Source organism: Micromonospora sp. NPDC052213 (assembly GCF_040679695.1).
Lineage (GTDB): Bacteria > Actinomycetota > Actinomycetes > Mycobacteriales > Micromonosporaceae > Micromonospora.
Window position 1 is genome coordinate 1 of sequence record NZ_JBFAVI010000160.1, and the last position, 16,173, is coordinate 16,173.

19 protein-coding genes are annotated in these 16,173 nt (G+C 76.9%); 1 reads left to right on the top strand and 18 read right to left on the bottom strand.

From position 1 onward, the window contains the following. From AB0L34_RS27235 to hisD, 9 genes are all read right to left on the bottom strand, one after another. A partial coding sequence (locus AB0L34_RS27235) for an AAA family ATPase (RefSeq protein ID WP_363707772.1) occupies positions 1-1,277 on the bottom strand: 1,277 nt, incomplete at its 3' end. 90 nt (positions 1,278-1,367) lie between these two features. Further along, positions 1,368-1,640: a Rid family hydrolase gene (locus AB0L34_RS27240; protein ID WP_363707774.1), complete on the bottom strand. Its 273-nt coding sequence runs from the start codon at positions 1,638-1,640 to the stop codon at positions 1,368-1,370. Positions 1,641-1,753: 113 nt separating this feature from the next. Beyond that, positions 1,754-2,479, bottom strand: coding sequence for a bifunctional 1-(5-phosphoribosyl)-5-((5-phosphoribosylamino)methylideneamino)imidazole-4-carboxamide isomerase/phosphoribosylanthranilate isomerase PriA (priA, locus tag AB0L34_RS27245; protein ID WP_350709329.1), 726 nt, complete (start codon positions 2,477-2,479; stop codon positions 1,754-1,756). A 16-nt stretch (positions 2,480-2,495) separates the two neighbouring features. Further along, complete coding sequence (locus AB0L34_RS27250; protein WP_357456639.1) at positions 2,496-2,819, bottom strand: hypothetical protein; 324 nt, start codon at positions 2,817-2,819, stop codon at positions 2,496-2,498. Between the two features lie 36 nt (positions 2,820-2,855). Continuing rightward, entirely contained in the window at positions 2,856-3,488 is a 633-nt protein-coding gene (gene hisH / locus AB0L34_RS27255; RefSeq protein ID WP_357456637.1) for an imidazole glycerol phosphate synthase subunit HisH, read from the bottom strand. A gap of 100 nt (positions 3,489-3,588) precedes the next feature. Further along, the gene (locus AB0L34_RS27260; RefSeq protein WP_350709335.1) at positions 3,589-3,762 is read right to left on the bottom strand and encodes a hypothetical protein; all 174 of its coding nucleotides are present in this window, start codon (positions 3,760-3,762) and stop codon (positions 3,589-3,591) included. 58 nt (positions 3,763-3,820) lie between these two features. Next, positions 3,821-4,432, bottom strand: coding sequence for an imidazoleglycerol-phosphate dehydratase HisB (gene hisB / locus AB0L34_RS27265; protein ID WP_363707777.1), 612 nt, complete (start codon positions 4,430-4,432; stop codon positions 3,821-3,823). Positions 4,433-4,487: 55 nt separating this feature from the next. After that, entirely contained in the window at positions 4,488-5,558 is a 1,071-nt protein-coding gene (locus tag AB0L34_RS27270; RefSeq protein ID WP_363707779.1) for a histidinol-phosphate transaminase, read from the bottom strand. Next, on the bottom strand, positions 5,555-6,877 hold the full coding sequence (gene hisD, locus AB0L34_RS27275; protein WP_363707780.1) for a histidinol dehydrogenase: 1,323 nt from the start codon (positions 6,875-6,877) through the stop codon (positions 5,555-5,557). The genes AB0L34_RS27270 and hisD overlap by 4 nt, the downstream gene beginning before the upstream one ends. A gap of 106 nt (positions 6,878-6,983) precedes the next feature. Between hisD and AB0L34_RS27280 the strand changes: the two genes are divergently transcribed. Next, positions 6,984-7,688, top strand: a complete 705-nt coding sequence (locus AB0L34_RS27280) for an LON peptidase substrate-binding domain-containing protein (RefSeq protein WP_357456628.1) — start codon at positions 6,984-6,986, stop codon at positions 7,686-7,688. Here the strand turns inward: AB0L34_RS27280 and AB0L34_RS27285 are convergent. The 9 genes from AB0L34_RS27285 to AB0L34_RS27325 form a co-directional block, all read right to left on the bottom strand. Next, positions 7,603-8,556: a DUF2567 domain-containing protein gene (locus tag AB0L34_RS27285; RefSeq protein WP_363707782.1), complete on the bottom strand. Its 954-nt coding sequence runs from the start codon at positions 8,554-8,556 to the stop codon at positions 7,603-7,605. The two genes, AB0L34_RS27280 and AB0L34_RS27285, sit on opposite strands and share 86 nt — an antisense overlap. 56 nt (positions 8,557-8,612) lie before the next feature. Continuing rightward, on the bottom strand, positions 8,613-10,241 hold the full coding sequence (locus tag AB0L34_RS27290) for an AAA family ATPase (protein WP_363707784.1): 1,629 nt from the start codon (positions 10,239-10,241) through the stop codon (positions 8,613-8,615). A gap of 77 nt (positions 10,242-10,318) precedes the next feature. Continuing rightward, complete coding sequence (locus AB0L34_RS27295; protein WP_363707786.1) at positions 10,319-11,329, bottom strand: hypothetical protein; 1,011 nt, start codon at positions 11,327-11,329, stop codon at positions 10,319-10,321. Positions 11,330-11,371: 42 nt separating this feature from the next. Continuing rightward, the gene (locus AB0L34_RS27300) at positions 11,372-12,316 is read right to left on the bottom strand and encodes an RluA family pseudouridine synthase (protein WP_363707788.1); all 945 of its coding nucleotides are present in this window, start codon (positions 12,314-12,316) and stop codon (positions 11,372-11,374) included. Beyond that, positions 12,313-12,924: a signal peptidase II gene (gene lspA / locus AB0L34_RS27305; protein WP_363707790.1), complete on the bottom strand. Its 612-nt coding sequence runs from the start codon at positions 12,922-12,924 to the stop codon at positions 12,313-12,315. The genes AB0L34_RS27300 and lspA overlap by 4 nt, the downstream gene beginning before the upstream one ends. A 66-nt stretch (positions 12,925-12,990) precedes the next feature. Then, positions 12,991-13,410 carry a TraR/DksA C4-type zinc finger protein gene (locus AB0L34_RS27310; RefSeq protein WP_088992775.1) on the bottom strand — a complete coding sequence of 140 codons (420 nt, stop codon included), beginning with the start codon at positions 13,408-13,410 and terminating at the stop codon, positions 12,991-12,993. 222 nt (positions 13,411-13,632) lie between these two features. Continuing rightward, positions 13,633-15,132 carry a potassium/proton antiporter gene (locus AB0L34_RS27315; RefSeq protein ID WP_363707792.1) on the bottom strand — a complete coding sequence of 500 codons (1,500 nt, stop codon included), beginning with the start codon at positions 15,130-15,132 and terminating at the stop codon, positions 13,633-13,635. Between the two features lie 22 nt (positions 15,133-15,154). Next, a complete protein-coding gene (locus AB0L34_RS27320; protein ID WP_350709352.1) occupies positions 15,155-15,454 on the bottom strand; it encodes a DUF167 domain-containing protein in 300 nt (99 codons plus the stop codon). 14 nt (positions 15,455-15,468) lie between these two features. Continuing rightward, entirely contained in the window at positions 15,469-16,086 is a 618-nt protein-coding gene (locus AB0L34_RS27325; RefSeq protein WP_363707794.1) for a hypothetical protein, read from the bottom strand. Positions 16,087-16,173 lie beyond the last annotated feature (87 nt).

Here is a 16,173-nt window from a genome sequence, read left to right on the forward strand (position 1 = left end):
TTTTTTTCCCCGCGGGCGGGGGCGCCGCCGGCGCGGGGGCGCGCCCCCCCCCCCCGCCCCCCGGGCCCCCCCGGCGGGGCGAGCCGGGTCGCGCTGTCGTACAGCCCGGCCGCCGTCTCCGGCGCCCCCCGGCTGCGCTGGCGCGCGGCGGCCGCCGCGATCTCGGCCGCCGCCGCCGGGTCGGGGCCGGCGACGCACCGGGCCAGCTGCCGGGCCCGCTCGTCCGGGTCGGTCGCGGTGTCGGCCAGCAGCCGGTGCAACCGGCGGCGCACCCCCGTCGGCACGTCGTCGCGGACGGCGGCCGCGTAGACGGGGTGGGTGAACACGACCTCCTCCCCGCGCACCGCGACCAGGCCGGCCTCCTCGGCCGGGTCGAGGGCGGCCGCCGGGACCCCGGCCCGGGCCAGCCCCGCCACGGTGGGCAGGCCGGAGAGGGCGACCAGCCGGATCGCGTGCCGGGTGTCCGGCGGCAGGGCGGCCACCCGCTCGGCGACGAGTTGCCGCAGCGAGGGCGCGGCCGGCAGGTCGGCACCGGGCGCCGGCAGCTGCGGCATCCGCAGGACCGCCCGGGCCAGCTCGATGGCGAGCAGCGGATTACCCCCGGCCTCCTCGGCGATCCGCACCAGCAGGGGCCGGGGCAGCGCCGTCCCGGTCTCGGTGCGCAGCACGTGGTGCAGCGCCCCCACGCCGAGCGGGCCGAGGGCCACCCGGTCGAGTCGGGCGCCGGCGGCGTCGCGGTCGAGCCCGAGCGGGGCCGGATCCGTCCCGGCGGGTTCGGCCCGGGCGGTGACCAGGACGGCGACCCGGGGCACCAGCCGGCGCACCGCGAACCGCAGCGCGCGTTCGCTCGGCGGGTCGAGCCAGGGGGCGTCGTCGACGGCCAGCAGCAGCCGCGGCGCGGCCGGGTCGGCGGCGGCGTCCAGCAGCGACCGGGTGGCCGCGCCCACCGTCCGCTCGTCGACCGGCTGCGCCACCTCGTCGCCGGCGAGCAGCACCCCGCCCAGCGCCGCGCGCTGCGGCGCGGGCAGCTCGGGCACCCGGGCGGCGAGCGGGGCCAGCAGGTCGGCGAGCGCCGCGAACGGCAGCGCCGCCTCCGTCTCCGTCGGCGCGCAGGACAGCACCAGCCAGCCGGCCCGGCCGGCCGCGGCCAGCAGCGCCCGGTGCACGACCGTCTTGCCGATCCCGGCAGGGCCCTCCACCAGCACCGACCGGCCCTCGTCCAGAGCCCGCCAGGCGCGGTCGACCACCGTGTCCCGACCGACGGCCGCCCCGTTCACCGGCTCAGTCTGGCACCGGCGGGCCGGGTCGGTCGAGGACCGGACGGCGGGTCGCGCACGGCCGTCCGGAGCGGGATGCCCCGGCCGCGCTCAGCGGTCGCCCAGGTACGCCTCCACCTCCACCTCCACGAGGTGGTCCGGATCCAGCAGGCCGGCGACCACCACCATCGTGGCGGCCGGGCGGACCGCGCCGAAGACCGCGTTGTGGGCCCGGCCCACCTCGTCGGCGTACGCGCGGTCGGTGACGTACATCCGGGTGCGGACCACGTCGCCGGGCGCCGCGCCGACCTCGGCGAGCGCGTCCAGGGCGATCCGCAGGGCCTGCGCGGTCTGCGCCGCGGCGTCCCCGACGTGGGTGACCACGCCGTCCACGGTGGAGGTGCACCCGGCGGTCTAGGCCAGGTCGCCGGCCCGGACCACGCGGGAGTAGCCGTACACGGACTCCCAGGGGCCGCCGGAGCCGAGCCGGGTGGCGGTCACGCCGCGGCCAGGGTGTCCAGCGCCTGCGCGACGGTGAACGCGCCCGCGTAGAGCGCCTTGCCGGCGATCACGCCCTCCACGCCGATCGGCTCCAGGGTGGCCAGCGCCCGCAGGTCGTCCAGGGTGGAGACGCCACCGGAGGCGATCACCGGGGCGTCCGTGCGCGCGCAGACCTCGCGCAGCAGGTCCAGGTTCGGCCCGCGCATGGTGCCGTCCTTGGTGATGTCGGTGACCACGTACCGCGCCGCGCCGGCCTTGTCCAGCCGCTCCAGCACCTCGTAGAGGTCGCCGCCGTCGCGCGTCCAGCCCCGGGCGGAGAGGGTACGGCCCCGCACGTCGAGCCCGATCGCCACCCGGTCGCCGTACTCGCCGCAGATCCGGTCGCACCAGACCGGGTCCTCCAGGGCCGCGGTGCCGATGTTCACCCGGGCCGCGCCGGTGCCGAGCGCGGCCTGCAACGACTCGTCGTCCCGGATGCCGCCGGAAAGCTCCACCTTCACGTCGAGCTGGCGCACCACCTCGGCCAGCAGGTGCGCGTTGGAGCCCCGCCCGAACGCCGCGTCGAGATCGACCAGGTGGATCCACTCGGCACCGTCCCGCTGCCAGGCCAGCGCGGCCTCCAGTGGGTCGCCGTACGTCGTCTCGCTGCCGGCGGCGCCCTGCACGAGCCGGACGGCCTGGCCGTCGGCGACGTCCACGGCGGGCAACAGGGTGAGGCTCACGATTCTTCTCCTCGGGTCAGGTGCGACGGTCCAGGGCGATCACCACGATCGCCGGCAGTACGAGCAGCAACAGCACGACCAGCGCGATCCGCAGCGCCAGGTCGTCCACGAGCGACCAGATCAGGACCATCGCCGCCAGGGTCAGCAGCACGATAGCGGCGCGCTCGCCGCGGCTGTGCCGGGGCAGCCGGCCGGTACGCCGCCGCCGCAGCGCGGGCGTGATCCGGCGGACCAGCGCCCGCCGGCGCGCCCGCCGGGCCGCCCGCCGCTCCCGGACGCCCCGTTCCCGGGCCGCCTCGGCCTCCCGGGCCGCCCGGCGACGGGCCCGCTCCTTGCTCACGACGTGCCCCGCCGACGGGCGGAGGCGGACGGGCGCTCAGTCACCGGTGGAGAGCGTGGCGAGCCAGTTGCCCAGCAGCGCGGCACCGGTGTCGGCGGACTTCTCCGGGTGGAACTGCGCCGCGCACAGCGCGCCCCGCTCCACGGCCGCCACGAAGTCGGTCTCGTGGTGGGCGGTGGTGACCGTGGCGCCGGCGGCAGCCAGCGCCCCCGGGTCGCCGACGGCGTACGAGTGCACGAAGTAGAACCGGCTGTCGGCGGGCAGCCCGGCGAAGAGCACCGACCCGGCCGGCGCCGACACCGTGTTCCAGCCCATGTGCGGCAGGCGGTCGGCGGCCAGCCTCGTCACCCCGCCGGGGAGCAGCCCGAGGCCCTTGGTCACCACGCCGTGCTCGTCGCCGTGCTCGAAGAGCACCTGCATGCCGACGCAGATGCCCAGCACCGGACGCCCGGCGGCGACGCGCTCCGCGATCACCGGCCCGGCGCCGAGCGCCTCGATGCCGGCCATGCAGGCGGCGAACGCGCCCACGCCCGGCACCACCAGCCCGTCCGCCTCGGCGGCGGCGGTCAGGTCGTCGGTCACCGTCACGTCCGCGCCGGCGCGGGCCAGGGCCCGCTCCGCCGAACGCAGGTTGCCCGACCCGTAGTCGAGCACCACCACGTTGCTCATGCCGCCACCTCGCTTCGCTCGGTGGCGGCACGAGGCACCACGGCGCCGCACTGACGACTCGCTCGCTGACGCTCGCTCATGCCGCCACCGAGCCGCCGGCTCACGAGCCGTCCCCGGGCAGCAGCCAGAGCACGCCGCCGGCCGTGGCCAGCACGGCGAGCAGCGCGGTCACGACCACCGCGCCGCGCGGCGCGCCCTGCTTGTGCAGCGACCAGGTGCCGCCCACCAGCACACCGGCCAGGATCAGCAGCAACGTCGGCAGGACCCCGCCCATCAGCTCCGCCCTCCGTCCGCGGCTGCGGGGCTCCGCCGTGCCGCCTTCCTCGCGCCCATCAGAGAGCACCCTTCGTGCTGGGGATCGCGCCCGCGGCGCGCGGGTCGATCGCGGTGGCCTCGCGGAGCGCGCGCGAGACGGCCTTGAACTGCGCCTCCACCACGTGGTGGGCGTCCGGGTGCCCGCCGGGGCGGGCCGCTCGCAGCACGTCCACGTGCAGGGTGATCCGGGCCGCCTGGCCGAAGGACTCCCAGATGTGCCGGGTCATGCTGGTCGGGTAGACCGGCCCGATGTACGGCGCGAGCGCCGGCTCGTCGTGCACCACGTACGGGCGGCCGGAGAGGTCGACCGCGGCCCGGACGAGGACCTCGTCCATCGGGACGGTGGCGGAGCCGTACCGCCGGATGCCGGCCTTGTCACCCAGCGCCTGGTCGAACGCGGCGCCCAGGGCGAGCGCGGTGTCCTCCATCGTGTGGTGGGCGTCGATCTCCAGGTCGCCGACGGTGCGCACCGTCAGGTCGAAGCCGCCGTGCCGGGCGATCTGGTGCAGCATGTGGTCGTAGAAGCCCACCCCGGTGCCGATCTCGGCGCGGCCGGTGCCGTCGAGACCGATCTCGACGAGGACCTTGGTCTCCTTGGTGATCCGCTCCACCCGGGCGGTCCGGCTCATTGTCTGCCTCTCGGTCGCGACTGCGGGGCTCGCAAGCTCACTCCTCGCACTCCCACTAGATCTTCTCCATGGCCGCGAGGAAGGCGTCGGTCTCGGCGGGGGTGCCGGCGGTGACCCGCAGCCAGCCAGGCAGGCCGACGTCGCGGACCAGCACGCCGGCGTCGAGCAGGGTGCGCCAGGCGGCGGCCTGGTCGCCCCCGACCTCGAACAGCACGAAGTTGGCGTCACTGTCCGCGACCCGCAGCCCCCGGCCCCGCAGCTCCGCCACGATCCGGTCGCGCTGCCGCATGATCGCGGCCACCGTGCCGAGCAGGGCGTCGCGGTGCGCCAGCGCCGCCCGGGCCGCGGCCTGGGTCAGCGCCGAGAGGTGGTACGGCAGCCGGACCAGCTGCACCGCCGCCACCACCGCCGGGTCGGCGGCCAGGTAGCCCAGCCGGCCGCCGGCGAACCCGAACGCCTTGCTCATCGTCCGGGTCACCACCAGCCGCGGGTGCCCGGGCAGCACCGCCAGCGCGCTGACCGTGCCGGGGCGGGCGAACTCGGCGTACGCCTCGTCGACGACCACCATGCCGGGCGCGACGTCCAGCACGGCGGCGACCACGGCCGGGTCGAGCGCCGTGCCGGTCGGGTTGTTCGGCGAGCAGAGGAAGACCACGTCCGGGGCGTGCGCGCGGACCTGGGCGACCGCCTCGTCGGCGGTCAGCCCGAAGTCGACGCCGCGCCGGGCCGGCACCCACCGCGTGCCGGTGCCGAGCGCCAGCAGCGGGTGCATCGAGTACGCCGGGGTGAAGCCGAGCGCGGTACGCCCCGGCCCGCCGAACGCCTGGAGCAGCTGCTGCTGGATCTCGTTGGAGCCGTTGGCCGCCCACACCTGCTCGACGGTGAGCCCGTGGCCCAGGTAGCCGGCGAGGTCGGCGCGCAGCGCCACGGCGTCGCGGTCCGGGTAGCGGTTGAGGTCGCGCAGCTCCGCCGCGAGGGCCTTGCCGATGGCGTCCACCACCGGCTCGGGCACCGGGTAGGAGTTCTCGTTGGTGTTCAGCCGCACCGCGACGTCGAGCTGCGGCGCCCCGTACGGCGTGAGCCCGCGCAGGTCGTCCCGGATCGGCAGGTCGTCGAGCCCGCTCACGACGCCGTCCCCGGGAAGCGCACGCTGACCGCCTGCCCGTGCGCGGGCAGGTCCTCCACTCCGGCGAGGGTGACCACGTGCGGGGCCACCTCGCGCAGCGCCTCCTGCGAATACTCCACCAGGTGGATGCCGCGCAGGAAGGACTGCACGGAGAGCCCGGAGGAGTGCCGGGCGCAGCCCCCGGTGGGCAGCACGTGGTTGGAGCCGGCGCAGTAGTCGCCGAGCGACACCGGCGACCAGGCGCCGACGAAGATCGCCCCGGCGTTGCGCACGCGCAGCGCCCACTCGCGGGCGTCCCGGGTCTGGATCTCCAGGTGCTCGGCCGCGTAGGCGTCGACCACCCGCAGCCCGGCGTCGAGGTCGTCGACCAGGACGACGCCGCTCTGCTCGCCGGTCAGCGCGGTGGTGACCCGCTCGGCGTGCTTGGTGGCCGGCACCTGCCGGGCCAGCTCCCGCTCGACCGCGTCGACCAGCGCGACCGACGGGGTGACCAGCACGCTGGCGGCGAGGGGGTCGTGCTCGGCCTGGCTGATCAGGTCGGCCGCGACGTGCGCCGGGTCGGCGGTGTCGTCGGCCAGGATGGCGATCTCGGTCGGGCCGGCCTCGGCGTCGATGCCGACGACGCCGCGCAGCAGCCGCTTGGCGGCGGTCACCCAGATGTTGCCCGGGCCGGTGATCATGTCGACGGGGTCGCAGTGCGCGTTGCCCCCGGCGTCGACGGCCGCCCCGTACGCGAGCATCGCGACGGCCTGGGCGCCGCCGACGGCGTAGACCTCGTCGACGCCGAGCAGGGCGCACGCGGCGAGCACCCGGGGATCGGGCAGGCCGCCGTTGTCCTTCTGCGGCGGGCTGACCACCACCAGGGAGCGGACCCCGGCCGCCTGGGCCGGCACCACGTTCATCACCACGGTCGACGGGTACATCGCCAGGCCGCCCGGGACGTAGAGGCCGACCCGGTCGACCGGCACCCAGCGCTCGGTCACCGTGCCGCCCGGCACCACCTGGGTGGTGTGGTCGGTGCGCCGCTGGTCGGCGTGCACCTTGCGGGCCCGCGTGATCGACTCGAGGAGCGCGGCGCGCACCCCGGGGTCGAGGGTCCCCTCCGCCTCGGAGATCGCCTCGCCGGGCACCCGCAGCACCTCGGGCGAGACCCCGTCGAACCGCTCGCTGGCCTCCCGGATCGCCGGGTAACCATGCTCCCGGACCGCCTCCACGAGCGGGCGGATCCTCTCGACGGCCACGGAGACGTCGAGCTGGGCACGGGGCAGCAGGCGGCGCGGGTCGCGGACGCCGCCGCGCAGGTCGATCCGGTTCAACACCCTTGCGAGTCTAGGCGGCCGGCCCGGACGCCGACCGCTGCCGCCCGTAGGCCGGGACGGTGAGCCGGGACACGCCGCCGCGCCGGGATCGGGCTACCCTCGACGCGTGACTGCGCGGCTGCCGGTATTTCCGCTCGGGACGGTCCTCTTCCCCGGCCTGGTGCTGCCGCTGCACATATTCGAGGAGCGTTACCGCGCCCTGGTCCGGCACCTGGTCGGGCTCCCCGAGGGCGCCCCACGCGAGTTCGGCGTGGTGGCCATCCAGGCCGGCTGGGAGGTCGCCCCCACCGCCCCCGACGGCCGGCCGGTGCCCGGCGGCGGCGACGTCACCCTGCACGAGGTGGGCTGCACGGCCGAGCTGCGGCAGGTCACCGAGCGCCCCGACGGGGGCTTCGACATCGTCACGGTGGGCCGGCGCAGGTTCCGCGTCACCGACGTCGACCGCGAGGCCGCGCCCTACCTCACCGCGGAGGTGGAGTGGCTGCCGGAGCCGGACGGGCCGGACGAGGTCGCCGACCTGCTCGCCGCCCGGGTGATCTCGGTCTTCCGGCAGTACCTGGGGCTGATCCGGGCCGACCCGGAGGAGCTGTCCGAGCAGTTGCCGGAGAACCCGACGGTGCTCTCCCACCTGGTCGCCGCGACGGCGGCGCTGACGGTGGCCGACCGCCAGCGGCTGCTCGCCATCGACGACACCGCCGCCCGGCTCCGCGCCGAGCTGCGGCTGCTCAACCGTGAGGCGGCGCTGCTGCGCCAGGTGCGGGCGGTTCCGGTGCCGCTGGCGGAGCTGGCGTCCCCGCCGACTCCCAACTGACCCCGGAGGCGACGGGCTCGGGCTCCGGGCGCAGCGACGGCCAGCGGGACCAGCCCGCCAGCAGGGTGTACGCCACGGCCGCGCCGAAGGCGGGCAGCAGCAGGTTGCCGTGCGGCACCGGCAGCACGCCGAAGATCAGGTCGATCCCGCCGGCCCGCAGGTCCGCGGGCTTGCTGAAGGCCTGGCCGTCCGGGGCGGTCGCCAGCAGCCGCTGGTAGCCGGCCAGTCCGATCCGCCGGCCCACCTGCCAGGCGACCAGCGCCGCGCCGAACGCGCCGAGCACGGTGGCGAGCAGACCGACGGGCCCCCGCACGCGGCGCAGCACGAACCACAGCGCGAGCGCGGCGAGCACCCCGAAGCCCAGCCCGAGCAGGCTGAACCAGCCGTCTGCGGCGACCGGCTGCTCCGGCTGCGGCTCGGCGTAGATCGCGCCGTCGGGGACCTTGAGCACCGGGGTGTCCGGGGCGAGCGCGGCCCAGAGCAGCCCGAGCGGCACCCCCAGGACGGTCAGCGCGAGCCCCGCGCCCGCCGCGAGCCGCACCGCCCGGCGACGCGGCAGCTCGGGCTCGGCGGGCGGGACCGGTCGGCCGACTCCGTAGGCGGCGCCCGGGCCGCCGTAGGGGAACGCGCCGGGGCCGTCGTACGGGCTCGCGGCGCCCGCTGGCGGCGGGGCGTACGGGCCGGCCTCCCACGCGACGTCCGGGCCGGCCTCCCGCGCGACCTGCTGGTCGACCTCGCGGGCGGCGTACGGGCCGGCGGGGGCGGGCTCGGCCGGGGCGGCGGGCTCCGCCGGGGCTGCCGTTGCCGGGGCGGCCGGCTCGTCGGGTCGGCGGCCGGGCCGGTCGGGTTCGGGGGTGTCCGCGCTCACCCCGTGATCCTCTCAGGCCGGGCTGCGGCGCGGGTGGCCGGTGGCGGCACACCCGCTCACCGGGCGAACGGTTCCAGCATCACCGCGGCGGCCTTCAGCCACGCCTGCCGGGTCTCCTGCTGGAGCTGCTGGTACTCGATCGAGGAGCCCGTCTCCAGCGCCGGGTCGTACGGCACCACGGCGACGGCGCGGGTGCGGGTGGCGAAGTGGCGCTCCAGGTCGTCCTGCAGCGGGGAGCGGCCCGGCGTGGGGCAGGAGATCAGGGTGACCGCGTTGTCGGCCAGCTCGCCCATGCCCACCTCGTGCAGCAGGTCCAGCATCCAGTCGGCGCTGAACGCGGCGTCCTCCCGCGGCACCGTGGTCACCACGAGCTGGTCGGCCGCCTGCATGACGGTACGCCAGTTGGCGCTCTCCACGTTGTTGCCGGTGTCCACGCAGATCACGTCGTGGGTGCGCCGCAGCAGCTCCAGCACCCGCCGGACGGTGAACTGGTCGAGCCGCTGGGCGAACCGGGGGCTCTCCTCGCCGGCCAGCACGTCGTACGAGCCGTCGGAGGCGTGCCGCAGATAGTCGTCGAGGTGCTCCAGCAGCTCCGCGCCCTCCTTGATCTCGATGTGCGCGAGGTCGCCGACCAGGTGCCGGATGGTGCGGGCGTGCCGGGCGCTGCCGGCGCGCAGCCCGAGGGTGCCGCGCAGCTCGTTGTCGTCCCAGGCCAGCACGCCCCGCCCGCGTACGCTGCCGACGGTCGCCGCGGCCAGCACGGTGGCGGTGGTCTTGTGCACGCCGCCCTTGGGGTTGGCGAACGCGAGCACCCGCGGGGTGCCCAGGTCGCGGCGGAGCACCCCGGCGGCGCGCTCCAGCTCGCTCTCCGCCCCGCGCGGGCGCCACTCGACGTGGGCCGGGTAGCCCCGCTCGGCGACCGGGGGCGGGGCGGGCGCCGCCGGGGGCGGCTGCTGGTAGGCGGGTTCGGGGCGGTAGCCGCCGTCGAGCAGGGGGGCGTACCGGGACTCGGCCGGGGGCGGTTCGTGCCGGTAGCCGTTGTCCAGCAGCGCGTAGCGCGACTCGACCGGCTCGTGCCCGCGCCGCTGCGTCGGCACGTGGGAGGGCTCGGGCCGGTGGGTCGGCGGCTCGCGGTGGTCCGGCTCGGCCGGGTAGCCCGGGTCCACCCGGTAGGCGGGCTCGGCCGGGTCCACCCGGTAGGCCGGCTCGGCCGGGTCCACCCGGTAGGCCGGCTCGACCCGGTAGGTGGCCTCGGCCCGGTAACCCGCGTCGGCCGAGCGGCCGTACCCGGCGTCTCCCGAGCGGCCGTACCCGGCGTCGGCGGGGCGGCCGTACCCGGCGTCTCCCGAGCGGCCGTACCCCGCGTCGGCGGGTTGGCCGTATCCGGCGTCGGCGGGGCGGCCGTACTCCGTGCCGTACCCCGGCGGGCGGGGCTCCGCGCCGTGCGGCGGCTCGGGGGCCCGCCCGATGGCCGGCACCCGCGCGGCGTAGCCGTTCCCCGACGACCGGCGGGGCAGCGGCTCGGGCGGGGCCGGCGGCACCTCGCGCGGGTCGGTCTCGGTCTGCTCGGCCGGTCGGCCGCCGTGCCGGGCCCGGTCGAGCAGCGCCCGCCACCGCGGTGCCGGTTCGGCCGGCCGTGCCCAGCCGGTCTCGCTGCCCTCCACGGCTCGCCCTCCCAGCACCATCGACGTCCGCCTGACAGGCTACGAACGAAACCCTATTCGGACCACACCCGTCCGCGCACCTTCGGTCCTGTCCACCGTTACCCCGCCGGCGCCCCGGTGCCGCCGGCGGCGGCGTCTGCCGAGGTGGGCGGGGTGGGCGGCGGGATTCCGCCGGATGCCGGGCCGGTCCGGACCGGTGACGAATCCGTCACCTCGGGTGCGGGTTCCGACGTTTCGCCCACCGGCGGGGTCGCGGGCGTGCCCCGGTCGCCTTCCCCCGTGGCCGCTCCCGCGAGGCCGGCGTCGGCCGGCGGGCGCGCGACCTCCCGCTGCTCGGGCAGCGGCGGCGTGAAGACGGTCCGGTCGAGCCGGGTGACCTCGGGCGCCGGGTCGACCGCCCGCACCCCGGGCCGGGCGGCCAGGCGGCGCAGGGCCACCGGCTCGGCGCGGACCACCGCGGCGTAGAGGCAGGCACAGCCGGAGCGGTACGCGGCCGCCTCCGCCGCCGACACCTCGGCGCCGCTGTCGTACACCTGCCGCAGCTCGCGCTCGGCCTGCCCGCCGCCGGTCAGCGCGGCGGACCGGGCGCGGTAGTCGGCGGCCTCCCGCTCCTTGCGGGCGGCGACCTCGGCCATCCCGGCGACCACGTCGGCGGGCACCCGCTGCGCGGGGATGCGGACGATCTCGGTCTGCCGGTCGGCGAGCGGCACCCGCCCGAGGACGGCGGCGACCGGCACGTCGCCGAGGATCGCCGCCGCCCCCTGCGGGGTCAGGTAGGACGAGAGGGAGACCAGGGCGTACGTCCCGTCGCCGGCCGCCGGGGCGGCGGGCGGCAGCGCGGCCAGGTCGGCGGCGGCGGCACGGAGGTAGCCGGGGATCGAGCCGCCGTGGGCCACCCCGACCCGGGTCACCTCGCCGACGGTGCGGTCACCGGTCGGGCGGTCGTCGCCGGCCCACACGGCGGTGAGCAGCACGGCGGCGCAGGAGAGCAGCGCGACCGTGGTGAGCACCCGCGGCCGGGCCGGACCGTCGCCGGGCCGGGTCACGGCGTCGGCCAGCCGGGACAGCGGTGGCTGGTCCCATCGCCGCAGCGGGTCGCCGGCGCGCACGGGTGCGTCCCCTCGTCGGATCGTCTGGCGGTGGGGCGACGCTCAGTCGCGGAGGATCTCGAGCGCCCGGCCCAGGTCGTCAGGGTAGTCGCTGTCGAAGCGCACCTCGTCCCCCGTACGGGGGTGCAGGAAGCTCAACGAGCGGGCGTGCAGCCACTGTCGGGCCAGGCCCAGCCGGGCGGAGAGGGTGGGGTCCGCCCCGTAGGTGAGGTCGCCCACGCACGGGTGCCGCAGGGTGGAGAAGTGCACCCGGATCTGGTGGGTGCGGCCGGTCTCCAGCCGGACGTCGACCAGGCTCGCCGCCGGGAACGCCTCCACCGTGTCGTAGTGGGTGATGCTCGGCTTGCCGCCGGAGACCACCGCCCAGCGGTAGTCGTGGGTGGGGTGCCGGTCGATCGGGGCGTCGATGGTGCCCCGCAGCGGGTCGAGGTGCCCCTGCACCACGGCGTGGTAGCGCTTCTCGACCTCGCGGTACTTGAACGCCCGCTTCAGCGCGGTGTACGCCTGCTCGCTCTTGGCCACCACCATGATCCCGGTGGTGCCCACGTCGAGCCGATGCACCACGCCCTGCCGCTCGGCGGCGCCGCTGGTGGAGATGCGGTGCCCGATCGCGGCCAGCGCGCCGATCACGGTGGGGCCGGTCCAGCCGGGGCTCGGGTGCGCGGCGACGCCGACCGGCTTGTCCACCACCACGATGTCGTCGTCGGCGTGCACGACCCGCAGCCCGGGGACCGCCTGCGGCACCACGGTGGGCGGGGCGGCCGGGGCGGGCAGGGTCACCTCCAGCCAGGAGCCGGCTCTGACCTTGTACGAGTTGGCCCGGACCACCCCGTCGACCAGCGCGTCGCCGGCGTCGACCAGGGCCGCGGCGGCGGTGCGGGAGAGCCCGAAGAGCCGCGACACCGCCTGGTCGAGCCGGGTGCCGTCGAGACCGTCGGGCAGGGGCAGGGAGCGGTGGTCGCCGCCGGCGGCGAAGGCGGAGGTCATGCCCGCTCCCGCTGCCCCGCGTCGGCCGGCGCCGTCGCCTCGGTGGCCCCGTCCTTGCCGATCCGGCTGCCGTCGCGCTGGCGGCCGGTCAACTCCAGCACGACGGCGAGCACCACGCCGCAGACCAGGGCGCTGTCGGCCAGGTTGAACACCGGCCAGACCCGGCCGTACGGGTCGAAGAGGCTGACCATGTCGACCACGTGCCCGACGAACCAGCCCGGGGCGCGGAAGATCCGGTCGGTGAGGTTGCCCAGCGCCCCGCCGAGCACCAGGCCGAGCGAGATCGCCCAGGGCAGCGAGCGCAGCCGCAGGGCCATCCAGAGGATCCAGCCGACCACGCCGAGGGTGATCAGCGGGAAGACCCAGGTGTGGTCCGAGCCGATGCTCCAGGCCGCGCCGCTGTTGCGGGTCAGGGTGAGGTAGACCGCGCCGCCGAGCAGCTTGACCGGCTCGCGGTCGGACAGCGTGAGCAGGGCGAGGTGCTTGGTGACCTGGTCGGCCACGAGGGCGGTCAGCGCGACGCCGAGCAGGATGGTGACGGCCCGGCGGCGGGGCGTGCCGCCTCCCGGCTCAGCGCTGCCGGACCCGGCGGGCGGTGCTTCGGACATCTGCTCCCCATCGACGCTCGCGGCGGCGCTCGCGCGCCGCCTCCCATGGCCGCCGGGGAGCGGGCCTCAGCGCCGCTCCTCCAGCTGCTTGCACGTCACGCAGAGGGTGGCCGACGGGAACGCGGCGAGCCGCTCCACCGGGATCGGGTTGCCGCACCGCTCGCACCAGCCGTAGCCACCCTCGTCGAGCCGCTCCAACGCGCGCTCGACCTGCGTGATCCGTTCCAGGATGCTGTTGGCGAGTGAGATCTCCTGCTCGCGTTCGAACGTCTTCGTCCCGGTGTCGGCCTGGTCGTCCCCGGCCGAGTCGGTCAGCCGGTCGCGCTGCAGCTCGGTGATCTCGCTCAGCGTCTGATCGTACTCGGCACGCAACTCGTCACGCCGCGCCGCCAGGGCCGCCCGGATCTTCTCGGTCTCCGCCGCGCTGCGGGTGGCCTTCGCCACCGGCTTGCGGCCGGCGGTCCTGGTCTCGGCTGGCTTCGCCATCGTCGCTCCCTCGGCCGCGGAACCGCGGCGGACCGCGGCGCCTGGACAGGGGCCGCCGACATCGGCGCCCCCCAGTACAAAAGGGGCGCGCGGCGACGTGGCCGCGCACTCCGGAGATTCGCAAGAATACGGAACGTACAGGCGTCCGACAACGTGCCGCTCCGACGCACCGCCGCTCGGCCCCGAGTCGCACCGTATCGGGGCAAAAGGAACGCTAGCAGATCAACCGTCGCGATCCTCGCCGTACTCGCCAAACCAGCGGGCCAGCCGGCCCCGCCGGCTGACCGCCCGCAGCCGGCGCTCCGCCTCGTCGCGCACCCCGGCGGTCGCCACGATCAGCAGGCTGTCGCCGGTCTTCAGCCGGAAGTCCGGGCCGGGCACGACGCCCGCCCCGTCCCGCAGCACCAGCGTCACCGAGGCGCCCAGCGGCAGCCGCAGCTCGTCGACGTGCACCCCGGCCAGCCGGGAACCGGGCGGCACCTCCACCTGGAGCAGGTCGGCGCGCATCCGTTCCAGCGGGGCCGTCTCCACCCGGATCTCCGCCGCCTCGGCCAGGGCGGTCACCCGCAGCCGCCGGGCCACCGGGGCGAGGGTGCCGGTCTGCAGCAGCGTGAAGATCACCACCAGCACGAAGACCGAGTCGAAGAGCCGGTCGGCGCCGGGCACCCGCTCCGACAGCGGAATGGTGGCGAGCACGATCGGCACCGCGCCGCGCAGCCCCGCCCAGGACAGGAACGCCTGCTCGCGCAGGCCGAACCGGAACGGCAGCGCGGACGCCGCCACCGACAGCGGCCGGGCGAGCAGCACCAGCGCCAGCCCGGCGACCACCGCCGGCAGCACCGCCGAGCCCAGCCGGCTCGGCGTGACGAGCAACCCGAGCAGCACGAACAGCCCGATCTGCGCCAGCCAGGCAAGCCCGTCGGCGAAACCGAGGATGGCCTGCCGGTGCGGCAGCCGGGCGTTGCCGAGGATCACCCCCGCCACGTAGACGGCCAGAAAGCCCGAGGCGTGCAGCACCGCGCCGGCGGCGTAGGCGAACACGGTCAGCCCGACCGCCGCGATCGGGTAGAGCCCCGCCGACGGCAGGGCGGCGTGCCGCAGCGCCCACCGCCCGCCGACGCCGGCCGCGAAACCGACGGCCGCGCCGACGCCCAGCTCGTAGCTCACCAGGGCGGTCTCGTACCACCACGGGTGGGTGATCCCCTCCCGGGACAGCAGCACCACCAGCAGCACGACCGGGGCGTCGTTCATCCCCGACTCGGCCTCGAGGGTCGCCACCAGGCGGGGCGGCAGGCGCAGCCGGCGCAGCGTGGCGAAGACCGCGGCCGCGTCGGTGGAGGAGAGCACCGCCCCGTAGAGCAGCGCCAACCGCCAGTCCAGCCCGAGCAGCAGGTGCACGGCGAGGCCGACGACCAGGATGCTCACCACCACGCCGACGGTGGAGAGCAGGGCGGCGAGCCCGAGCACCGGGCGCAGCGTGCTCCACCGCGCGGTCAGCCCGCCCTCGGCGATGATCACGATGAGCGCGCAGAAGCCGAGGGTCCGGGTCAGCTCGGCGTCGTCGAAGCGGATGCCCAGCCCGGCCTCGCCGATGGCGACGCCGAGGGCCAGGTAGACCAGGAGGCTCGGCACCCCGAGCCGGGTGGACAGCCGCACCGCCCCGACCGCCACCAGCAGCACCGCCGCGCCGACCAGCAGCGCGAGATCCAGCCCCGGCGTCACGGGTGCCCGACCCGGGCGTACGTCACCCGGCGGCCCCGTCGCGCAGCCGGCGCAGCGCCTCGGTCAGCTCCGGTGCGGGACCCTCGACCAGGAAGAGCTTGTCGCGGCTGGCCGCGCCCGCCCGCAGGGACACCGCAGCCGGCCGGACGCCCAGCGCCCCGGCCAGGGCCCGCCGGGCCGCCTCGGTGGCCCGGCCGTCCACAGCCGGCGCGTTGACGGCGACCACCAGCGCGGGCCCGTGCGGGCCGTCGAAGCGGCCGCCGACGCGGGCGCGGGCGGAGCCGGGCTTCACCCGGACCGCCACGGTCAGCGTGTCGTCCATCGGAGCCGGGCCGCTCAGAGCCGGCCGGCGTCGGCGAGCAGGGCGGTGTCCGGCGCGCAGTCGGCGCACGGGGTGAAGCCGAGCTCGACGGCCTCGCCGACCGGCAGCGACTCGTGCTCGCGGCCCACGAGGTGGGCGCACCCGGCGAGGTGGTAGCGCGGGCGCCCGTCGACCACCCGCACCTCGGCGTCGAGGCGGGCCACCCGCGCGGCGTCGGCCGGCGTGACGTCCTGCGCCGCCGGCTCGTCGTCGTACGCCCCGACCGTGCCGGGCACGGCGCCCCGGGAGCCGACGTCGGCCGCCGGTGGCTCGGGCGGTTGCCGCCACCCGGTGCCGCCGGCGTCGACCGTCGGTGGGACGTGCTGGACGGGGATCTCCGCCTCCACGGGCGGCCCGTACGCGAAGGCCGGACCGGCCGGCCGGGTCGCCGTGCGCGACGGCCGCTCAGTGCGCGACGGCCGCTCCGCCGCCAGTCGGTCGCCGGCCGCCTGGCGGGCGCCCACGACCAGCGCGACGGCGGCCAGCAGGCTGGCCGCGATGGAAACGACGAGAAGGACGCTGGAGCCACCGGCCAGGCCGGCCACCAGCAGCACCACCGCGACGAGGATGAGCAGGAGACTCGCGACTATCACGGCTCACCCCCGCCGGGTCGTGCCGATGAGGCGAGGTCGGCGACCGTCGCGGTGGCGGCCGCCGCCGACCCCGGGGCCGCGACCGGA

What these genes read in the sequence shown, in the direction of transcription:
- hisH (WP_357456637.1), bottom strand. Translation starts at nt 3,488, where the DNA reads ATGAGCAACGTGGTGGTGCTCGACTACGGGTCGGGCAACCTGCGTTCG.
- AB0L34_RS27300 (WP_363707788.1), bottom strand. Translation starts at nt 12,316, where the DNA reads ATGACCTCCGCCTTCGCCGCCGGCGGCGACCACCGCTCCCTGCCCCTG.
- hisB (WP_363707777.1), bottom strand. Translation starts at nt 4,432, where the DNA reads ATGAGCCGGACCGCCCGGGTGGAGCGGATCACCAAGGAGACCAAGGTC.
- AB0L34_RS27310 (WP_088992775.1), bottom strand. Translation starts at nt 13,410, where the DNA reads ATGGCGAAGCCAGCCGAGACCAGGACCGCCGGCCGCAAGCCGGTGGCG.
- AB0L34_RS27290 (WP_363707784.1), bottom strand. Translation starts at nt 10,241, where the DNA reads ATGGTGCTGGGAGGGCGAGCCGTGGAGGGCAGCGAGACCGGCTGGGCA.
- AB0L34_RS27320 (WP_350709352.1), bottom strand. Translation starts at nt 15,454, where the DNA reads ATGGACGACACGCTGACCGTGGCGGTCCGGGTGAAGCCCGGCTCCGCC.
- lspA (WP_363707790.1), bottom strand. Translation starts at nt 12,924, where the DNA reads ATGTCCGAAGCACCGCCCGCCGGGTCCGGCAGCGCTGAGCCGGGAGGC.
- AB0L34_RS27260 (WP_350709335.1), bottom strand. Translation starts at nt 3,762, where the DNA reads ATGGGCGGGGTCCTGCCGACGTTGCTGCTGATCCTGGCCGGTGTGCTG.